Genomic DNA, 17,272 nt, shown 5'->3' with positions numbered 1-17,272 from the left:
CACGCCCAGCGCCGCACAGACCTCACTGAGGGGTGCGAACCCTGGCGATTTCGTCGTACATCATTTTCACCAGACCGGCATCCAGTTGCGCGGCGAATTCGTCGATCACCGGCTTGACCCGTTCACGAAAACGATCCTTTTCAGCCGGGGTGATGTCATTGACGGCAATCTGTTTTTCCAGATTGGCCCGCGCCTGGTCCATGCTGGCGGCAGTCACCTCGCGCTGATAAACCTGCGCCTTGGCGGCCGCGTCACGAATCAGAGTCTTTTCATCGTCGTTCAGGCGGTTCCAGGTTTTCTGACTCATGATCAGCGACTGCGGGTTGAAGATATGACCGGTCACCGACAGGTACTTCTGCACTTCGAAGAACTTGCTGCCTTCGATTACCGTGAATGGATTTTCCTGGCCATCGATCGTGTGCTGCTCAAGCCCGGTATAGACTTCGGGAAATGCCATCGGCACAGGGTTGGCACCCAGCGCGGAGAACGTCTTCAGGTAGATTGGTGACTGGATCACACGGATTTTCAGGCCTTGCATGTCTTCCAGACGCGTGATCGGGTGTTTGCTGTTGGTGACGTTGCGAAACCCCAGGTCCCAATAACCCAGCGCGACCAGCCCTTTACTGTCGAGCTGCGCGGCCAGCTTCTGGCCGATGGGGCCATCGATGACCGCGTGTGCTTCCTTCACGTCATTGAACAGGAACGGGAAGTCGAGCATGGCGAAGTCCGGAGCCTGGGCGGCCAGAATGCCGGAGTTGAGCACCGTGATGTCCAGCGTGCCGCCCTGCAAGGCGGACACAGTCTGCACATCACCGCCCAGCGTACCTCCGGGAAACAGGCGCACCTTGATCTTGCCGCCGCTGCTTTCGCCCAGCAGGTCGGCGAACTTCTGGGCGCCCTGACCTTGCGGATGCTCTTTGACATTCTGGAACGCGAAACGCAACGTACGCTCACGGATTTCCGCAGCCTGGGCGGCCACCCCAGCCAACAGCAGGCTGGTGGCGCAGGCCCCGGCGAGCAGGGTTTTCATCAGTTTGTGCATGGCATTCTCCGATCTTGTTATGGGTAATGGAGCAATTGAACGTGCTGCGGGTAAGCCCGCCTTTCAGCGGGTGAGAAAACTCAGCGGGGCCAGCACCAGTTGCGGGAACAGCACCAGCAGAAACAGCACGGCGAACTGCGCGAGCATGAACGGCCAGACGCCCCGAATGATCTCGTCCATGCTGATTTTCGAAACGCCGCACACCACATTGAGCACCGTGCCTACCGGCGGCGTGATCAGGCCGATCGCGGTATTGATCAGAAACAGCACGCCGAAATACACCGGGTCGATACCTGCCATGGTCACCGCCGGCATCAGCACCGGCGTCAGGATCAGAATGGTCGGGGTCATGTCCATGACCGTGCCGACCAGAATCACCAACAGCATGATCACCATCAGCAGCACGGTGGGGTTGTCCATGAAGGGTTCGAGTAGCGCAGCCAACTGGTCGGGAAGTTCGGCAATGTTCACCAGCCAGGACGACACCATGGCGGCGGCCACCAGCAGCATCACCACCGAGGTGGTTTTGGCCGATGACAGAATCAGCTCGTACAACTGGCTGACTTTCAACTCGCGATAGATCACCAGCGACACGAACAGGGCGTAGACGGCCGCCACCACCGCGGCTTCGGTCGGGGTGAAAATGCCGAACTTGAGGCCGAAGACAATGATCAGCGGCAGCCCCAGCGCCCAGGAACCTTCGATCAGCGCACGCAGAACTTCCGCACCGCTGCGCTTGGGTGGCGTAGCGACCGTTTCGCGTCTGGAGATGAACCACCAGGCAACCGCCAGCGCCGCGCCCAGCATCAGGCCCGGGACGATGCCGGCCAGAAACAGTTTGGAAATCGATACGCCCGACGCGACGCCGAACACGATGAAACCGATGCTCGGCGGGATAATCGGCGCAATGATGCCGCCCGCCGCGATCAAGCCCGCCGAGTGAGAACGATTGTGTCCGGCATGCACCATCATCGGCACCAACAGCGCGGCCAGTGCGGCGGCATCAGCCACTGCCGAACCGGACAGCGACGCCAGCAGGCAGGAGGCAATGATCGCCACATACCCCAGACCGCCACGCTTGTGTCCTACCAGCGCCATCGCGATATTGACGATGCGCCTGGACAGACCGCCTGCGTTCATGATTTCACCGGCCAGCATGAAGAACGGCACCGCCATCAATGGAAAGCTGTCGGCTCCATTGAGCAGGTTCTGCGCGATGATCTGTGCATCGAACAAGTCCAGGTGCAGCATCAGCGCAACGCTGACCAGCAGCAGGGCAAACGCAATGGGAATACCCAGCGCCATGCTGCCCAGCAAGGATCCGAGAAATATCAGCAGAGTCATGACCGATCACTCCGTGGGCTGGAAGGACCGGGCGCATCAGGCTTGAGCAATGCATCCGCCTCGCTCTCACTGACCATCACCAGCTGATCGTCATCCAGCTTGCCGCGCACCGCCTGCATCAACTGATACAGCAGAATCGCTGCGGCGCTGACGCCGAACACCAGCCCGGCGGCATAAAACACAGCCATCGAAAAGCCGGACGCGGGTGCTACCACTCGCAGATTGATCACCGCCTGTTGCCAACTGCCGCTCGAGATCAGCCAGCAGATGTACAACATCAATAACTGGCCGACGATCAGACAGATGCGTTTGCCCAGCGGCGGCAGGCGCCTGATCAGGCTATCCAGCCCGAGATGTCCCCGCTCTTTCATCGCCACCAGTGCGCCGAGGAAGATCATCCATACGAAAAACCAGCGTGACAGTTCTTCGGAGACGCTGATCCCCGAATTGAAGGCGTAGCGCAGCACCACGTTGCCGAACACCAGCACGACCATGGCAACCATGCACAGCACGATCAGCAACTTGAGCAGCTTGAAGTACAGCTCGACGATTCTCGTCATTGGAAACCTCGCAATAGCACTGGCACTGGCACAGGCACCGGCGCACGCGCAAGGCATCGAGAAGGCGCTCGCACGCTCTGCGAGGACACGACATGACGCAACGGCGGTGAACCGGATGGACGAATCAGGACGTTACTGCGAGTGATCCGCAAGCTTGCCTGTCGGTGGACAGCGCAGCGCAAGGATCGGGGGTGAGCCGCAAGCGATTGGAGTCTGGAGCATGGGTGTGCCTCGATTGTTTTTATTGTGTTCCTGCCTGGAACGGCACAGGCGGTTGTGCAATAAAAATGTACCGGGCAGTTAATAACGTCAATATATCGGAAGTGCCGCGAGATTGATTACCGTCCACGAATACGCTGAAAAAGCACAGGAAAACCTCTGCAAATGCGGCAAAATTCGTTTATTTACGGCCATTAAATATTTTTCATAAATCTCATATATTCGCAGGTACGCTGGAAAAACCGGGCGATTATCGAACAGCACCGCTTACGCAGACAGAATGTTCAGCTCGGTCGGCAGGCGAAACCTGACGCAGGGCTGTCATGCGTCTATGGTCAACTGGACGGAACCCAGCCCACCGCAGGAGCAAGCGCAGTGCCTGACAAGACTTTCAAAGCAGACCTCGGCTACCACCCTCGCCTGGCCGACCTCAAGCCTCTGATCCCAACAACCGAACTTCTCGCGCCGCAAACTGAACCGCTGGCAGCCCCACGCACGACACCTGCCAGCGAGCTCAAGAAGCGCAAAGGCTACGCCGAAGATTTTCTCGGTGACTTTGTCGTGCCCTGGCCGTCGCCGGACACCGAACTGGCTGCGGACGTCTACCCGCTGAAAAATGCCGGAGATCGACTGGACTACATGCACTTTTCCATCACCATGTCGCGTAGTCGCCGTCTGGCGCTTTACGTTGGCGTGAATATCGATGGCGAGAGCAGCGTGGAGGTCAAACGCAGCAACGATTCGTGGTCATTCGATGGGCGGCTGCCCGCCGAAGCGCAGATTGGCGAAAGCCTGTATGCCAGCAACCTGCTGGATCGCGGCCATCTGGTCAGGCGTCAGGACCCCAACTGGGGCAAGGACGCGCAAACCGCCAACGGCGACACTTTCCACTTCACCAACTGCTCACCGCAGATGAGTGCGTTCAATCAGAAAACCTGGCTGGAGCTGGAAGACTACATTCTCGACAACACGCGCCGCTGGAAATCCAGAGTGACCGTGTTCAGCGGACCGGTGCTGCGCGATGACGACCGGGTGTATCGCAACATCAGAATTCCGTCGGCCTTCTGGAAAGTCGTCGCGTTTCTCGGGGACGATGGCAAACCTTCGGCCAGCGCCTACATGATCGACCAGAGTCGCGAGCTGGGGAACCTGAGCATCGTGTTCGGCCAGCTCAAGACCTGGCAGCGCAGCGTGCTGCAGATCGAACAGCTCACCGGTATCGACTTTGGCAAGCTGGCCGACTACGACGGTTTCTCCAATGAAGAGCGCCTGACCGGTACACGCATCGAAGCGCAGATCCGCGGACCGCAGGATATCCGGCTGTAACCCAGACCGGGCACCCTGCCCGTGCGTCATTCGAACTGCTGGCGGTTTTCCGGAGTGATCAGCTTGAACGGCACCCAGATCACCGGCGACGCCAGCGTTTCTCCACGCGCCATGCTCAACGCAGCATCAACCGCACCATTGGCCTGCCCGACTGCGTCCTGAAACACACTCACGGCCATTTTGCCCTCGGCCATCAGTTTCAGGCCGTCAGGCGTGCCGTCGATGCCGCCCACCAGATAGTCCCGCGCGTTCTTGCCGGCTTTTTCCAGCCCCATGATCGCGCCAATGGCCATCTCGTCGTTGTTGGCGGCGATGATCGAGAAATCCACGCCCTGCTTGATCCAGTCGATCACAATCGTCGCCGCCTGGCTGCGCTCCCAGTTGCCGATCTTCTTCTGCACGACCTTCATATCCGGATACTTGGCGACCACCTTTTCAACGTCCTCGGTGCGCATGACCGACGACTTGTTGCTGGGGTCGCCCACCAGAATTACCACGTTACCTTTGTAATGGGCACGGCGCGCCAACTCCTCGGCCTGCAAGGTGCCGGACTCCAGCTCGTCCGAACCGACAAAAGCGGTCTGCGGCGGCCACTTGGCAGGTTCCGGGTTGCGGTTGACGAACACCAGCGGAATCTTCGCCTCGTTGGCCAGGCGAATCATCTCGGGAGCGCTCTTGCCGTTGACCATTGCAACGACTATGGCGTCCACTCTGGAGCTCACCAGATTGCGGAACTGGCGCATCTGCAAGTCCACGTTGTCCTGCCCGTTTTCCATGAAGATATCGGCGTCCAGCAGCGCAATCTGCTTCTCCACGCCGTGACGCAGGATGGTCTGGAAGTTGTCGTTATACTTGGCCATGCCGACGCCAATCAACGGCGTGCTGGCCTGGGCCAGGCTGGCGGCCAACAGCGCGGCACCCAGGGAAATCGATAACCATTGCTTCATGTTCTGACTCCTTGGGCATCAAACGCTGAAATGATGGAGCAGCTCGCGCTGATCCCGGGCCATTTTCGACAAATCCTGGCTGCTGCTGGCCGACTGCTCGGCACCCTCTGCGGCCTGCTGCGCCGCATCGTTGATCTGGGTAACCATGCGGCTGGTCTCCTGCACCGTGGCACTTTGCTGCTCGGTGGCGGCGGCGATCTGGATGTTCATGTCGCGGATGGTGCCTACCGCGTCGCTCATCTCGATCAGCAGCTCATCCGCGCCGGACGCCAGCGTCACACAGTGATTGGACTGGATCTGACTCTCGTTCATGACCTGCACCGCAGAATGGATTTTGTTCTGCATCTGGCCGATCATTTCCTGAATCTCGCTGGTCGAGGTCTGGGTGCGACTGGCCAGCGAGCGCACCTCGTCCGCCACTACCGCAAAGCCGCGGCCCTGTTCACCGGCGCGCGCCGCCTCGATGGCCGCGTTGAGCGCCAACAGGTTGGTCTGTTCAGCGATGGTGCGGATCGCATCGACGATGCCGTCGATGTTCTGGCCGTACTTCTGCAACTCGTCCGTTACCGCCGACGCCTTGTTGACCTGGTCGGCCTGCTGGCGAATGTTGACGATGGTTTGCGCGACGCGCTTCTGCACCTTGTCGGTCAGTTCGCTGGTGTTGTCCACCGCGCTGCGCGTGTCCTGGGCGCGCCGGGCGACTTCCTCGACCGTGCTTTCCATCTGGTTCATGGCCGACGCTGCCGAGTGCAACCGGTCTTTCTGCTCATCGACCACGCGCGTGGTCTGTTCGCTGATCTGCGCGTTGTTGCTGGCGGTCAGCGCCAGGGTGTCGGCAGAGCCGATCAGTTCGCGGAAAGTCTGCTGCAAGGACTGAGTGAACTCATTGAGGTAACCACCCAGCTCCCCGAACTCATCCTTGCGGCTGACATCGAAACGCACCCGCATGTCACCGCCAGTCAGGGTCTTGAGCACTTCCCGGAATGCGGCCAGTGGACGACGCAGACTGAACGCCACCCAAGTGCCAATCACCACTGCTGCCAGCACCGCGAGGATACAGGCGACCAGCAGCAGGCTGAGGCTGGTGGCAATGGTGGAATCGGCGTCACCTTTGGCTTCGTTGGCGACCGCAAGGGCCTGATTGCCGAACTCGCCGATCTTGTCCAGCGTGGCCTGAAGACGGGCCTCGGTGGCCTGGCGTTGCTTGCCGACCTGTTCGGCCAGGGCCGCTTCCTGGCGATACGCCTGATAAACGCCGTCAGCGCCGGTCAGGTCGTTGAGCAGACGGTTGACCATGACTCCGGCAATGCGTCCGGCGCGCGGATCGACTGTGGTCAACTCACGGGCGCGGGTGCTGATCACCTCATCCTGTAAATTGAGCAGGCGTTGCAATGCTTGCATATCGGGCGTCGCAGCATGCGCTGCCAGCCCTTCGTAGGATTTGCCCACTTCCAGCAGCAGCTTTTCTGCGGCCGCGACATTATCGGCAGAGCCCGCATTACGTTCGCGGGCAATGTAGTCGCGCAGATAACCGGTCAACTGTACGCCCTGGCTGCTGCTGTAGCCTTGCAGTACGCGGGCTTGAAGCGTCTGCATGACGTGCTGACGGTGGCTGGCGATGAGCGCCTGCGCCTGTTCAGCATAGGCTGCGCTGAGCTGTCGCTCCTGAGCCAGGTTATCGCGCAGTTCGGCACGATCACCGATGTAGGCAGGCGTGCTGTCCAGCAATTGGTTGAAACGCGCCATGCTGTCGTTGAAGGGCTGCTTGCCGTCGTCGATCTGTTTCGGGTCATTGCTGACCAGCACTCCGAGCAGCGCCTGATTGGCCCGCAGGACATGCACATACAGTTCGCTCGCCGCGCGGCTCAGTGGTGCCGACTGACCGGTGATGATGCTCAAGCGCTCGCTTATCGAATGGGTGCTCTGATAGCTGATACTCACCATGGCGAGCAGCAGCACGACCAGCACGGCAAACCCACCAATCACTCGCTGAAGAATGGTCATGGCTGTCCTCTATTGTTTTTATGGCGCGCCGGATGCCGTGCGCAACGACGTACGAAACGTCAGTGCACAAATTGATCGGAGCTCAAACGAGGATGTCGGCCAGTAAACAGGCGACTTGAGGAGTGATCCACATTAAATTGCCGGGATCGGAGCGCACCTGACAGGTCTCAGGTGCGCCCTGTTTTTCGGCGCATGGACTCAGCGAAAATGCCGGGTCACCGCATCGGGCGCGTTCGGAACATCCATGTTGATGCGGCGCCAGGCAGCCTGAGCGAAGCTGTACACCGAAAAGGCGATCAAGCCCAGCGCCACGATCAGCAGCACCAACCCGCCGGCGGGGAGGTCCTGCAAGCCATTGAGCGCATCCTTCATTCCGGGCGGGTGCATCGCCTGGTAGCTGGAACCGCTGACGGCCAGCAGCACCGCAATCTCGATGAATGCCACGCCACGGGCGATCAGGCCGAAACGCGACACCGGACGCACATAACGCATGACATCCTCATCGGCCTCGAAATACTTCTCGAACGACGCCTTGTAGCCTTTGATGATGTGCACGATACCCAGCCCCAACGGCACCAGCGCAACGACGTAGACCAGCAGGTTCGAATGGTCCCAGGACAGAATCGACTGCAACAGGTCCTGTGCCTGACCGCCACCAGAGCCGCCCGAGCTTTTCAGCCCGCTGACCAGCAGACCGAGCGCGAAAAACGCCAGCGCGCCATAGGTGAAACCGCCCACCAGCAGGCCGCCACGGATGACCAGCCCTTTGAATTCGCGACCATGATGATCGACATCCCGGGTCGCCTGCAGCACGCGCCACGCGGCGAACGCGAGCAGGCCGACCACGACGATACCGACCAGCACACTGCCGAACGGCTGACTCAACAAGGCTTCAAGGCTGCTGTGGCTGTCGGCAGGCTTCGAAGAACCCTGCGCTGCCAGTACCGCGAACAGACCGATGATCAGATAGACAACACCACGGGCGGCGTAACCGCCTCGTGCAAGCATGACAAGGCTGCGTTGCGCAGACATAAGGACCTTCCCTGAAAAGAGTGATACACGAACTGACCCGTGTCCGCTCCAGGGGTTCGAACCGATTGAGGGACAGAGCGAAATGATGCGCTCTGCCCCTCTGGAACGGCATCAGGCGAACGTGGCGCCTCGGGCGTTCACGAACACCGAATACAATGAATGGCTGCTGGCCATGAACAGCCGGTTACCTTCCCGTCCGCCGAAACACAGGTTGGCGCAGCGTTCCGGCAGGCTGATATGACCGATTGCCTTGCCCTGCGGGTTGAAAACGCGCACGCCGTCGAGCTTCTCCAGATCGGCCTGAGGATTACCGTTGCCGCCCCAGCCACACCACAGATTGCCGGCTTCGTCACATTTGAGGCCATCGATGGCGGCATAGTCCGCGCCTTCGATGTGTTTGCGGCGAGCGCCAAGCGTGCCGTCATCGTTGACCACGAACGCCCAGATGATGCCATTGGGCCTGGCACGGCCTTCCACCACGTACAGGGCTTTCTCGTCCGGCGAAAAGCACAGACCGTTCGGCCCGGCCAGATCGTCGATCACGCGGCTGACCTTGCCGCTGGCCGGATCGATGCGGTAGACCCCGAACGGCTGCGATTGAGCAACCTTGTGGCCTTCGTAATCACTGTTGGCCTGAAACATCGGGTCGGTGAACCAGATCGACCCGTCGCGCTTGCAGACGAGGTCATTCGGTGAATTGAAAGGCTTGCCCTCGTAACTGTCGGCGAGCACGGTGATGCGCCCGTTGTATTCGGTCCGGGTGACGCGCCGCCCTTCCTGGGTGGTCGATGAGCCCTCGCAGACCAGCAGCCGTCCCTGACGATCACGGCACATGCCATTGGAGAAGTTCGAGTGCTCGCGGTACACCGACAGGCTGCCGGTCACTTCGTCCCAACGCATGATGCGGTTGTTGGGGATGTCGCTGACCAGTACATAACGACCGTCGCCGATCCACACCGGACCTTCCGCCCAGCGCATGCCGGTCGCCAGTTTTTCCACGCTGGCGTTGAAGATGCGCAAGTCCATGAAACTGTCGTCCAGCACACTGACCAAAGGGTCCGGGTAGCGCTGGGTCAATGGCTCGGCGAGCGAGAGTCGTGGCAATGCGCTGACAGCCGCGACTGTCGCCGACACCGCCAGCGACTTTTTCAGAAAACCCCGACGGCTTTGGCCGACAGCGATACCTGCTTGAGAACGATCCATGATGTGTCCCTTATTTGTTATTGGAGGGTGTCTCACCGCTCTATGCCAGCGGTGCCCGGGCAATACGACAGCAGCGAAGCCGTTTATATGCGCACCAATGAAACGATTGATCGCACCGCCCGACGCTGGGGCTGGCACTCACAATCAGGTATCTTGCTGCGCCATTCCCCTTATTCAGTTCAAGGATCCAGGCATGCCCCTGAGCAAACGCGAGCAGGCACAGACCGAGCGGCACTTGGCCGCCGTGCTGACCCAGGCGTGCGAAACAGCGAAAGCCGACATAACCGGTTTCAGCTGGCTGACACACGAAGTCGATTACACGGCGTTCCCGGCCAGCCTTCAAGTGATCTGGGTGTTCGACACCACAGCCAACCGTGAGAAGGCGCTGGCTGAAGGACTGGATAAACGCATGATCGAGCTGACCGCCGACGCGCTGGATGAGCTTGAAATCAGGCTGACACCGCTGGCCGCCCACGTGCACTTCGACAGCGAAGAACAGTGCCTGCGTGAAAACGGCGCAGACTGGTCGCAGCGACTGTCACGCAAGTACCGAAAACGAGGGTGAATCATGGCCAAGGACATTGAAAACCCGTGCATTTCCGTCTGCCAGCTGAGCGGTGATCTATGCGTCAGTTGCGGCCGGACCAAAGACGACATTCGCAAATGGAAACGCATGAAAAGGCCGGAAAAAATGGCCGCTGTGCAGCGAGCGACCCAACGTATGAAGAGCCTGCAGAAAAAGAGCGTCTGACACCCTTTATTCATGAAACATGCTGAAACTCTTTAACACCGCTCAGGTCGTATTTCCCGTGGCTCGGTGGGTTGGAGTCTGACGAATTACGAGAGCACTCGCCTTGACCAGTCATGCGGATCGCCGTAACACCCTTTCTCTGGACAGTCTGAATTTCTTTCTTGCCGATGTTCGCGACGGACTCGGTCCCTACCTGGCGATCTATCTGCTCGCCGTGCATAAATGGGACCCGGCGAGCATCGGCGTAGTCATGACCATCGCTGGCATTGCGGGGCTGATCACCCAGACACCGGCCGGTGCACTGATTGACCGCACTCGCTACAAACGCGCAATCATCGCCGCAGCCGCCCTTCTGGTGACCTTGAGCTGCCTGGTTCTGCCCTTCACCTCGTCGTTCACGCTGGTGGCGCTGACTCAAGCCTTGAGCAGCGTTGCGGCCTCGGTATTCGCCCCGGCCATCGCGGCCATTTCATTGGGTATCACCGGACCACGCGCCTTCACCCGACGTACCGGACGCAACGAAACGTTCAATCACGCGGGCAACGCTTGTGCCGCCCTGCTTGCAGGCGGTTTCGCGTACCTGTTCGGTCCGGTGGCCGTGTTCTATCTGATGGCCGCAATGGCGCTGGCAAGCATCATCGCCGTCAGCTTTGTCTCGGCCGATGCCATTGACCATGACGTGGCCAGAGGCTTCGACGCCAGCCATAAGGTTCACGATGGCGCGCCGTCAGGTCTGTCGGCGCTGTTGAGCAATAGACCGCTGCTGCTGTTCGGAATCTGCTGCGCCCTTTTCCACCTCGCCAACGCCGCCATGTTGCCGCTCGTGAGTCAGAAGCTGTCACAGATCAACATGCAGATGGCAACCCCGCTGACTTCGGCGTGCATCGTCGCCGCGCAACTGGTCATGGTTCCTGCGGCCTTGCTGGTGGGCATGAAAGCCGATGTCTGGGGGCGCAAGCCGCTGTTGCTGGCAGGCTTTCTGATCCTGCCGATTCGTGGCGTGCTCTATACATTGTCTGATGACCCTTACTGGCTGGTCGCCGTGCAGATGCTCGATGGCATCGGCGCGGGTCTGTTTGGCGCGCTGTTCCCGCTGATGGTCAAGGACCTGACTCAGGGCACTGGCCGCTTCAATGTCAGCCTGGGCGCCCTGTCGACACTGTTCGGACTCGGGGCCGCGCTGAGCAATAGCCTGGCGGGCTTTGTCGTGCACGCCGCAGGTTACAGCGCTGCATTCCTCACCCTGGCCGCAGTGGCCGCGGCGGCGCTTTGCCTGTTGTGGTTCGCGGTGCCGGAAACCCTCGCCCAGGCCGAACACGACACAGACGGCAAAGGTCCGAACGGATCCGGCTCCGACCCGCTCACCCGCGCGGCTACAGCCTGATCACCTGCACCTGCCAGCCTTGCGGTTGGCAGGTTGCGATCACCAGCCCATTGCCAGCACCCTCAAGACCGCCGACCCACTCTCCTGCCTCGTTCCACAGACCGCTGCGACCTGCCGACGCCCAGCCACCGGTGGGCCCGCCGTGGTTGGCCATCAACACCGGCAACCCGTGTCGCCGCGCGTGGGCTTGCAGCAGTGTCGCGTCGTGCTCATAACCATCGGGTGAAATCAGCACGCTCGCGGCGTAGACCCAAGCGTGTCCTGCAGCCAAACGTTTTACATGCTCGGGATGACCGAAGTCGGCGCAGACACACAGGCCGATCGTTCGTTCGCCCAGAGGCACAAAGCAGTCTGTCGATCCAGCACTGAATACTGCGTCTTCGCCGGGATGCAGGTATTGCTTGGCATAGGCAATCACCTCGCCTTCTGCGCTGAACGTCAGCGCACCGACGTGCACCTTGTCGCCCACGCCTTTGAGCGCAACGCCAACCGTCGTCACCAGCTTCAGTTGCATGGCCAGTGAACGGATCGGCGCCAGACGTGCATCACTTGCGGTCATCGCACATTCACGGGCGATGTCCGGCTCGTAGCCGATCAGCGACAGCTCGGGAAACAGCAGGTACTCGGCACCCTGTTCGGCGGCCTGACGCATGAAGGCCATGTGTCCGGCCAGATTATGCTCGAGTTCGCCCCGCAGGGATTGAAACTGGGCAACGGCGAGTACGGGGAACGTCATCGGGTTTCTCTCTTCATCGTTCGCAAGCCATGGGATTCAAATGTTGCGTTACCGAAAGTGGCCACGCTTGCCGGGCAACCACAGCGAGCAAACAGCCAGTCACTTTCAAACCGTGCACTCCAGGCGGCGGGCGTGTCGCACGCTTTCGAAATCGGACACTCGTGCGGGTCGAGATTATTCACACCAAGTTACATTTCAATCGACACCGATGTTGTACGACGTCTTATCTTATCTGTGACTGTCTTTCATCTCACTACAATAACAATGGAGATTCGACACATGCCCGGCACCCCTTCAATCGAAGAAAAGGTAACGCCCGTCGCAGAACCCCGGCTGAAAAAGCTCGCCAAGCTATTGGGACCCGGCATCATTGCCGTTTTGTCCTGGCTGGGCGCGGGCGATCTGATCACTTCTTCGGTGGCCGGTGCAAGTTACGGTTACGCGATGATGTGGGTACTGGCGGTTTCCCTGCTCCTGCGCTTCCTGATCGTCAACATCATCGCCCGCTTCCAGTTATGCAATAACCAGGGCATGACGATCCTGCAGGGCTACGCGCAACTGCACCCTTTCTTCGCCTGGTTCATGCTCGGCTATGCGCTGTTGATGGGACACCTGATCAACGCCTACATGATCAAAGGTGCGGGTGAGGCGCTGGCGATGCTGTTGCACATCAATCAGCCGCTGCTCTGCTCGGTTGCGGTCGTGCTTGCCGTGTGGCTGCTGGTCGGGCGCAATATCTACGCGATGATCGAAGGCGTGATGAAAGTGCTGCTGGCGATCATGACGCTGGCTTTCCTGACGCTGGCGATCATGTCCGGTCCGGATGTCACCGGCATCATCAAAGGCACCATCGGCTTCAGCATTCCGCCCAACGAAGGGGTGCACGGCGCTCTGCTGGTCGCGGTCTCGGTGATCGGTGCGGTGGCCGGCTCCATCGCCAACTTCGTTCACCCTTATGTGATGCGCGAGAAAGGCTGGACCGGACCTGAACACAAACGTATTCAGCGTAACGATCTGTTGTTCGCGGTCATTGTCGGTATCGTCATCAATCTGGCGATCTGGGTGGTGGGTGTGGAAATCCTGCGCCCCAACGGCATTCAGGTGAACACGCTGGGCGATCTGGGCAAGGCGCTGGAGCTGTTCTTCGGTCCATTGGGCTGGTACATCTTTTTCATCGGCGTATTCGCCACGCTGTTCGCCAGCATTTCAGGCAAGACCACCGCGTTCCCGATGCTCATCACCGATGCGTTCCAGCACATCCGTCCACAACGACGTGCGCGCTACGGTAAGGAATTTCATCGCGATCCGATGCACAAGTGGTTCATGCTGTTCATTCTGGTCACGCCGCTGATCTGGTCGTTGCCAGGCATGCCGGACTTCGTGACCCTGACGCTGGGCGTCAACGCGCTGAACATCGTCGGCCTGCCGATCATCTCGCTGGGCCTGCTGATCATGTCCAATCAGAAGTCGCTGCTGGCCAAGGAATACCGCAACAACCTGTTCGAGAACATCGCACTGACCTTCGCCACCGGGCTGGCACTGTGGGTCGCCTTCCAGTTGGGGACCGAGTTGCTCGGTTGATTGATCGGCAAGGATGGGCAGACGCGGCAACTTGGGCTGCCTGCCCATCCTCGACAGCGGTTACCAGTTGTACGTCACCTTCCCGTAATAGAACGCTCCGCTGTAGCCATAGGGCGAGTAAGTGCTATACGCCAGATTGCCTCCGCTGGACGCGAAGTCGTTGAGTTTTTCCGGATACTTGTCTGTCACGTTGTCGCCGCCCAGGGTGAACACCCAGTTCTTGTGCGTATAGTCCACGGCCAGGTCCAGCAACCAGGCCGCACTGAAAGTCTGATCGTTGACCTTGTCGGCCTGATAGCTGGTGAACTCGCCATAGCGAACCAGGTTGGAATGCAGCGCCCACGGACCGAAGCTAAAGTCGTTACCCAGGCTAAGCTTGTGTTGCGGGGTGGTGTCGCCCAGCAGACCGATGCGCTCGCGACGATCGACACGCACCAGGTTCACGCCCAGTTGATCGAGAATCGCCGGGTTGGCTTTTACGTCCGTCACCTTGGTGTGGTTGTAGTTGTAGCCGACCGTACTGTTCCAGCGCACGCCGTTATCGAACTGATAGCGATAGTTGGCCACCAGGTCCACACCGTCGGTGCTGGTGTCGGTGGCATTGGTGAAATAGCGCGCGCTGGTGTAGTTGATGTCTCCGACGCCGTTGCTGCGCAGGTAGTTGATCGCGGTGTTGTTGAGCACCAGGTTGGACGACAGCGAGATTCGGTCGCGGATGTCGATGCGGTACACATCGGCGGTGACGGTCAGGTTGTCCAGCGGCTCCAGCACCAGACCCAGGCTGTAGTTGCGGGACTTCTCGGCTTTCAGGTCCTCAGCACCGAGCAGTTGCGCCACGTTGCTGCCCGCCGGAAACGTACCGGCTTCCTGAATGGTATTGCCGATCAGTTGAGACGAGGTGAACGTGAAGTTCTGTTGCGCCAGCGAAGGTGCACGGAAGCCGGTCGACACGCTGCCGCGCAAGGCCACTTGCGGCGTGAAATCGTAGCGCGCCGACAGCGAGCCGCTGATGTTGGAACCGAAATCGCTGTAATCTTCATGACGCACCGCCGCCGACACGCCGAGCTTCTCGGTCAGGTTGGTCTCCACGTCCAGATACTGGGCGAAGTTATGCCGTGAAGAGCTGCCGGCGTCGGCTGCCCGGAACCCGCCAAGCCCTGAACTGCCGCTCTGAAAATACGACTCGGCCTGCCCTGCTTCGATCTGATAACCCTGACGCAAATACTCCGCGCCAAACGCCACTGACACCGGATAAGGCAGCCACGCGGCATTGAATTCCCGCGACAGGTCCAGGCTCAGTTGCTTCTGATCATTGGTCAGGGTGCCGTTGTCGAACGAGCGCGGTGTAGCCAGGCCCAGCGACGTATTGATGGTTCGGGTACGGATCTCATAGCTGTTCTTGCCGTAGTTCGCCGACAGGTCGTAGTGCCAGTCATCCGCCAGTTCGCCACGCAAGCCTGCCACCAGCGAGGTGTCTTCGAGCGTGCCATGAATCAGCGGCAGGTACCCATTGGGGAAGATCGCCGGGTTATTGTTCGACGCATTGCCGGGCCGATAGAACGCCGCTGTTTCACCACGCCGCTTGCTGTAACCGCCGAAGCTGTAAAACTCGAGGGCATCATTGAAACTGTACTCGGTGTTGAACTGGACCTTGCCCTCCTCGGTTTCCGGCTCACCCTGACGAAATACGCGCTGACCATAGGTCGTGGAGCCGATGCTGGACGCGCGCAAATCGTCGCCGGCACGGTTGGTGTAATCATTGTTGGCACCCTCGCCGGACAGGTTGAAAAAGCCGTTGCTGCCCAACGCAAAACCGGTATTGCCCGCCACTTGGCGTTGAATCCCGTCGCCCTTTTTGTACTGGCCGTAACGGGTCGACACCGAGCCGCCATGGTCGGCGTTCTTGAGGATGATGTTGATGACGCCTGCGATGGCATCGGAGCCGTAACGGGCCGACGCCCCATCGCGCAGCACTTCGATGTGATCGATGGCCGACAGCGGAATCGCGTTCAGATCGGCAGGTGCCGAGCCTCGCCCTACCGCGCCGCCCAGATTGACGAAAGCCGAGGTATGGCGGCGCTTGCCGTTGACCAGCACCAGCACCTGATCGGGCGACAGGCCGCGCAACTGCGCCGGACGGGCCAGTTCGGCGCCGTCCACCAGGCTGGGCCGTGGAAAGTTGATGGACGGAATCAACCGTGCCAGCACGGTGCCCAGTTCACTTGAACCGGAACTGCGCAGGCTGTCGCCGGAAATCACGTCAATGGGCGACAGCGATCCGCTGGCAGTGCGCTCCTGAGCGCGGGTGCCGGTCACGATCACAGTGCCCAGCGTGGACGTTGCCGACGGACCGCTGTTCTCAACCGTCTCTTCGGCCATTGCGTACGTACTGATCCCTGCGGCGCCCAGCATATTGGCCGAGAAAATCGCCGTGGCCAGTACGTTTGTCTTGAAACTCCCCATACCGCTACCCCTTGAATTCCCTGATCCAGAACATCGTGTTCTGGTGACAACGAGCGATCCGTGCGGTGGACGGTGGCGATCATTACGATTGTTTTTAAGTTCCGGTAGACCGATGCGTTATAGCTTAACGCTGTTAACAATCAGCTTTTAAATACCAATAAAGCATAAGCTGCTGCGTTTTGATCGAGCGTCAGAATCCTGAAATAACAGCCAAAAAAAAGGCCGCATCTGCCTGAGAATGCGACCCTGAAAAACTGCATGATCTAGAAAACGAGACGTTATTTCGCAGTGATCACCGACAGCCTGGTAATCCCCGCACGCTCGATCGACGCCATGGCGCGAGCCACTTCGCCGTAATTCACGCCATCGTCGGCCTGCAACTGCACCCGCACATCCGGGGCTTTGTCCTTGGCGGCTTTGAGGTTGGTTTCCAGCAGATCCGGCTGGATTTCATCCTTGTTGATGAACAGTTTGCCTTGGCCGTCGATGCTCACGACCAGCGGATCCTTCTGTTCCACCGGCGCGACCGACTCGGTCTTGGGCAGGTTGATGGGGATCGAATTGGTCAACAGTGGCGCAGTGACGATGAATACCACCAGCAGCACCAGCATCACATCCACGAGCGGCGTAACGTTGATCTCGCTCAGCACTTCATCGCTGTCTTGCGTGGAAAAGGCCAT

The 17,272-nt window shown here is 59.7% G+C and carries 15 protein-coding genes; 5 read left to right on the top strand and 10 right to left on the bottom strand.

The features are described 5' to 3' along the window. Positions 1 to 22: 22 nt before the first annotated feature. The 3 genes from BZK31_RS05275 to BZK31_RS05265 all read right to left on the bottom strand — a co-directional run bounded on the left by BZK31_RS05275 (position 23) and on the right by BZK31_RS05265 (position 2,946). Entirely contained in the window at positions 23 to 1,042 is a 1,020-nt protein-coding gene (locus BZK31_RS05275; RefSeq protein ID WP_083181744.1) for a TRAP transporter substrate-binding protein, read from the bottom strand. Between the two features lie 63 nt (positions 1,043 to 1,105). Next, entirely contained in the window at positions 1,106 to 2,386 is a 1,281-nt protein-coding gene (locus tag BZK31_RS05270; protein ID WP_083181743.1) for a TRAP transporter large permease subunit, read from the bottom strand. After that, entirely contained in the window at positions 2,383 to 2,946 is a 564-nt protein-coding gene (locus tag BZK31_RS05265; protein WP_083181742.1) for a TRAP transporter small permease, read from the bottom strand. The genes BZK31_RS05270 and BZK31_RS05265 overlap by 4 nt, the downstream gene beginning before the upstream one ends. A 594-nt stretch (positions 2,947 to 3,540) precedes the next feature. Between BZK31_RS05265 and BZK31_RS05260 the strand changes: the two genes are divergently transcribed. Beyond that, complete coding sequence (locus tag BZK31_RS05260) at positions 3,541 to 4,491, top strand: DNA/RNA non-specific endonuclease (RefSeq protein WP_083181741.1); 951 nt, start codon at positions 3,541 to 3,543, stop codon at positions 4,489 to 4,491. A 26-nt stretch (positions 4,492 to 4,517) separates the two neighbouring features. Here BZK31_RS05260 and BZK31_RS05255 read toward each other — a convergent pair whose 3' ends face one another. The 4 genes from BZK31_RS05255 to BZK31_RS05240 all read right to left on the bottom strand — a co-directional run bounded on the left by BZK31_RS05255 (position 4,518) and on the right by BZK31_RS05240 (position 9,677). After that, a complete protein-coding gene (locus tag BZK31_RS05255; RefSeq protein ID WP_083181740.1) occupies positions 4,518 to 5,438 on the bottom strand; it encodes a substrate-binding domain-containing protein in 921 nt (306 codons plus the stop codon). 18 nt (positions 5,439 to 5,456) lie between these two features. After that, complete coding sequence (locus BZK31_RS05250; protein ID WP_083181739.1) at positions 5,457 to 7,442, bottom strand: methyl-accepting chemotaxis protein; 1,986 nt, start codon at positions 7,440 to 7,442, stop codon at positions 5,457 to 5,459. Between the two features lie 198 nt (positions 7,443 to 7,640). Further along, positions 7,641 to 8,474 (bottom strand): DUF1206 domain-containing protein, encoded by an 834-nt coding sequence (locus tag BZK31_RS05245; protein ID WP_083181738.1) that lies wholly within the window; start codon positions 8,472 to 8,474, stop codon positions 7,641 to 7,643. A 111-nt stretch (positions 8,475 to 8,585) separates the two neighbouring features. Then, a complete protein-coding gene (locus BZK31_RS05240) occupies positions 8,586 to 9,677 on the bottom strand; it encodes an SMP-30/gluconolactonase/LRE family protein (RefSeq protein ID WP_083181737.1) in 1,092 nt (363 codons plus the stop codon). A gap of 193 nt (positions 9,678 to 9,870) precedes the next feature. Here BZK31_RS05240 and BZK31_RS05235 point away from each other — a divergent pair, with 193 nt between their 5' ends. From BZK31_RS05235 to BZK31_RS05225, 3 genes are all read left to right on the top strand, one after another. Next, on the top strand, positions 9,871 to 10,242 hold the full coding sequence (locus BZK31_RS05235; protein ID WP_083181736.1) for a hypothetical protein: 372 nt from the start codon (positions 9,871 to 9,873) through the stop codon (positions 10,240 to 10,242). Between the two features lie 3 nt (positions 10,243 to 10,245). Next, a complete protein-coding gene (locus BZK31_RS05230) occupies positions 10,246 to 10,428 on the top strand; it encodes a DUF1289 domain-containing protein (RefSeq protein ID WP_083181735.1) in 183 nt (60 codons plus the stop codon). A gap of 103 nt (positions 10,429 to 10,531) precedes the next feature. Continuing rightward, a complete protein-coding gene (locus tag BZK31_RS05225) occupies positions 10,532 to 11,812 on the top strand; it encodes an MFS transporter (RefSeq protein ID WP_083181734.1) in 1,281 nt (426 codons plus the stop codon). On the opposite strand, the gene BZK31_RS05220 is transcribed toward BZK31_RS05225, so the two are convergent. After that, the gene (locus BZK31_RS05220) at positions 11,802 to 12,548 is read right to left on the bottom strand and encodes a carbon-nitrogen hydrolase family protein (protein ID WP_083181733.1); all 747 of its coding nucleotides are present in this window, start codon (positions 12,546 to 12,548) and stop codon (positions 11,802 to 11,804) included. The genes BZK31_RS05225 and BZK31_RS05220 overlap by 11 nt on opposite strands. A gap of 279 nt (positions 12,549 to 12,827) precedes the next feature. Here BZK31_RS05220 and BZK31_RS05215 point away from each other — a divergent pair, with 279 nt between their 5' ends. Then, positions 12,828 to 14,129, top strand: a complete 1,302-nt coding sequence (locus BZK31_RS05215) for an Nramp family divalent metal transporter (protein WP_083181732.1) — start codon at positions 12,828 to 12,830, stop codon at positions 14,127 to 14,129. Between the two features lie 60 nt (positions 14,130 to 14,189). Here BZK31_RS05215 and BZK31_RS05210 read toward each other — a convergent pair whose 3' ends face one another. Beyond that, positions 14,190 to 16,592: a TonB-dependent receptor plug domain-containing protein gene (locus BZK31_RS05210; protein WP_083181731.1), complete on the bottom strand. Its 2,403-nt coding sequence runs from the start codon at positions 16,590 to 16,592 to the stop codon at positions 14,190 to 14,192. A 278-nt stretch (positions 16,593 to 16,870) separates the two neighbouring features. Next, positions 16,871 to 17,272, bottom strand: a complete 402-nt coding sequence (locus BZK31_RS05205; protein ID WP_083181730.1) for an ExbD/TolR family protein — start codon at positions 17,270 to 17,272, stop codon at positions 16,871 to 16,873.

The organism is Pseudomonas floridensis (assembly GCF_002087235.1).
Lineage (GTDB): Bacteria > Pseudomonadota > Gammaproteobacteria > Pseudomonadales > Pseudomonadaceae > Aquipseudomonas > Aquipseudomonas floridensis.
This window is presented reverse-complemented; position numbering and strand designations above follow the sequence as displayed.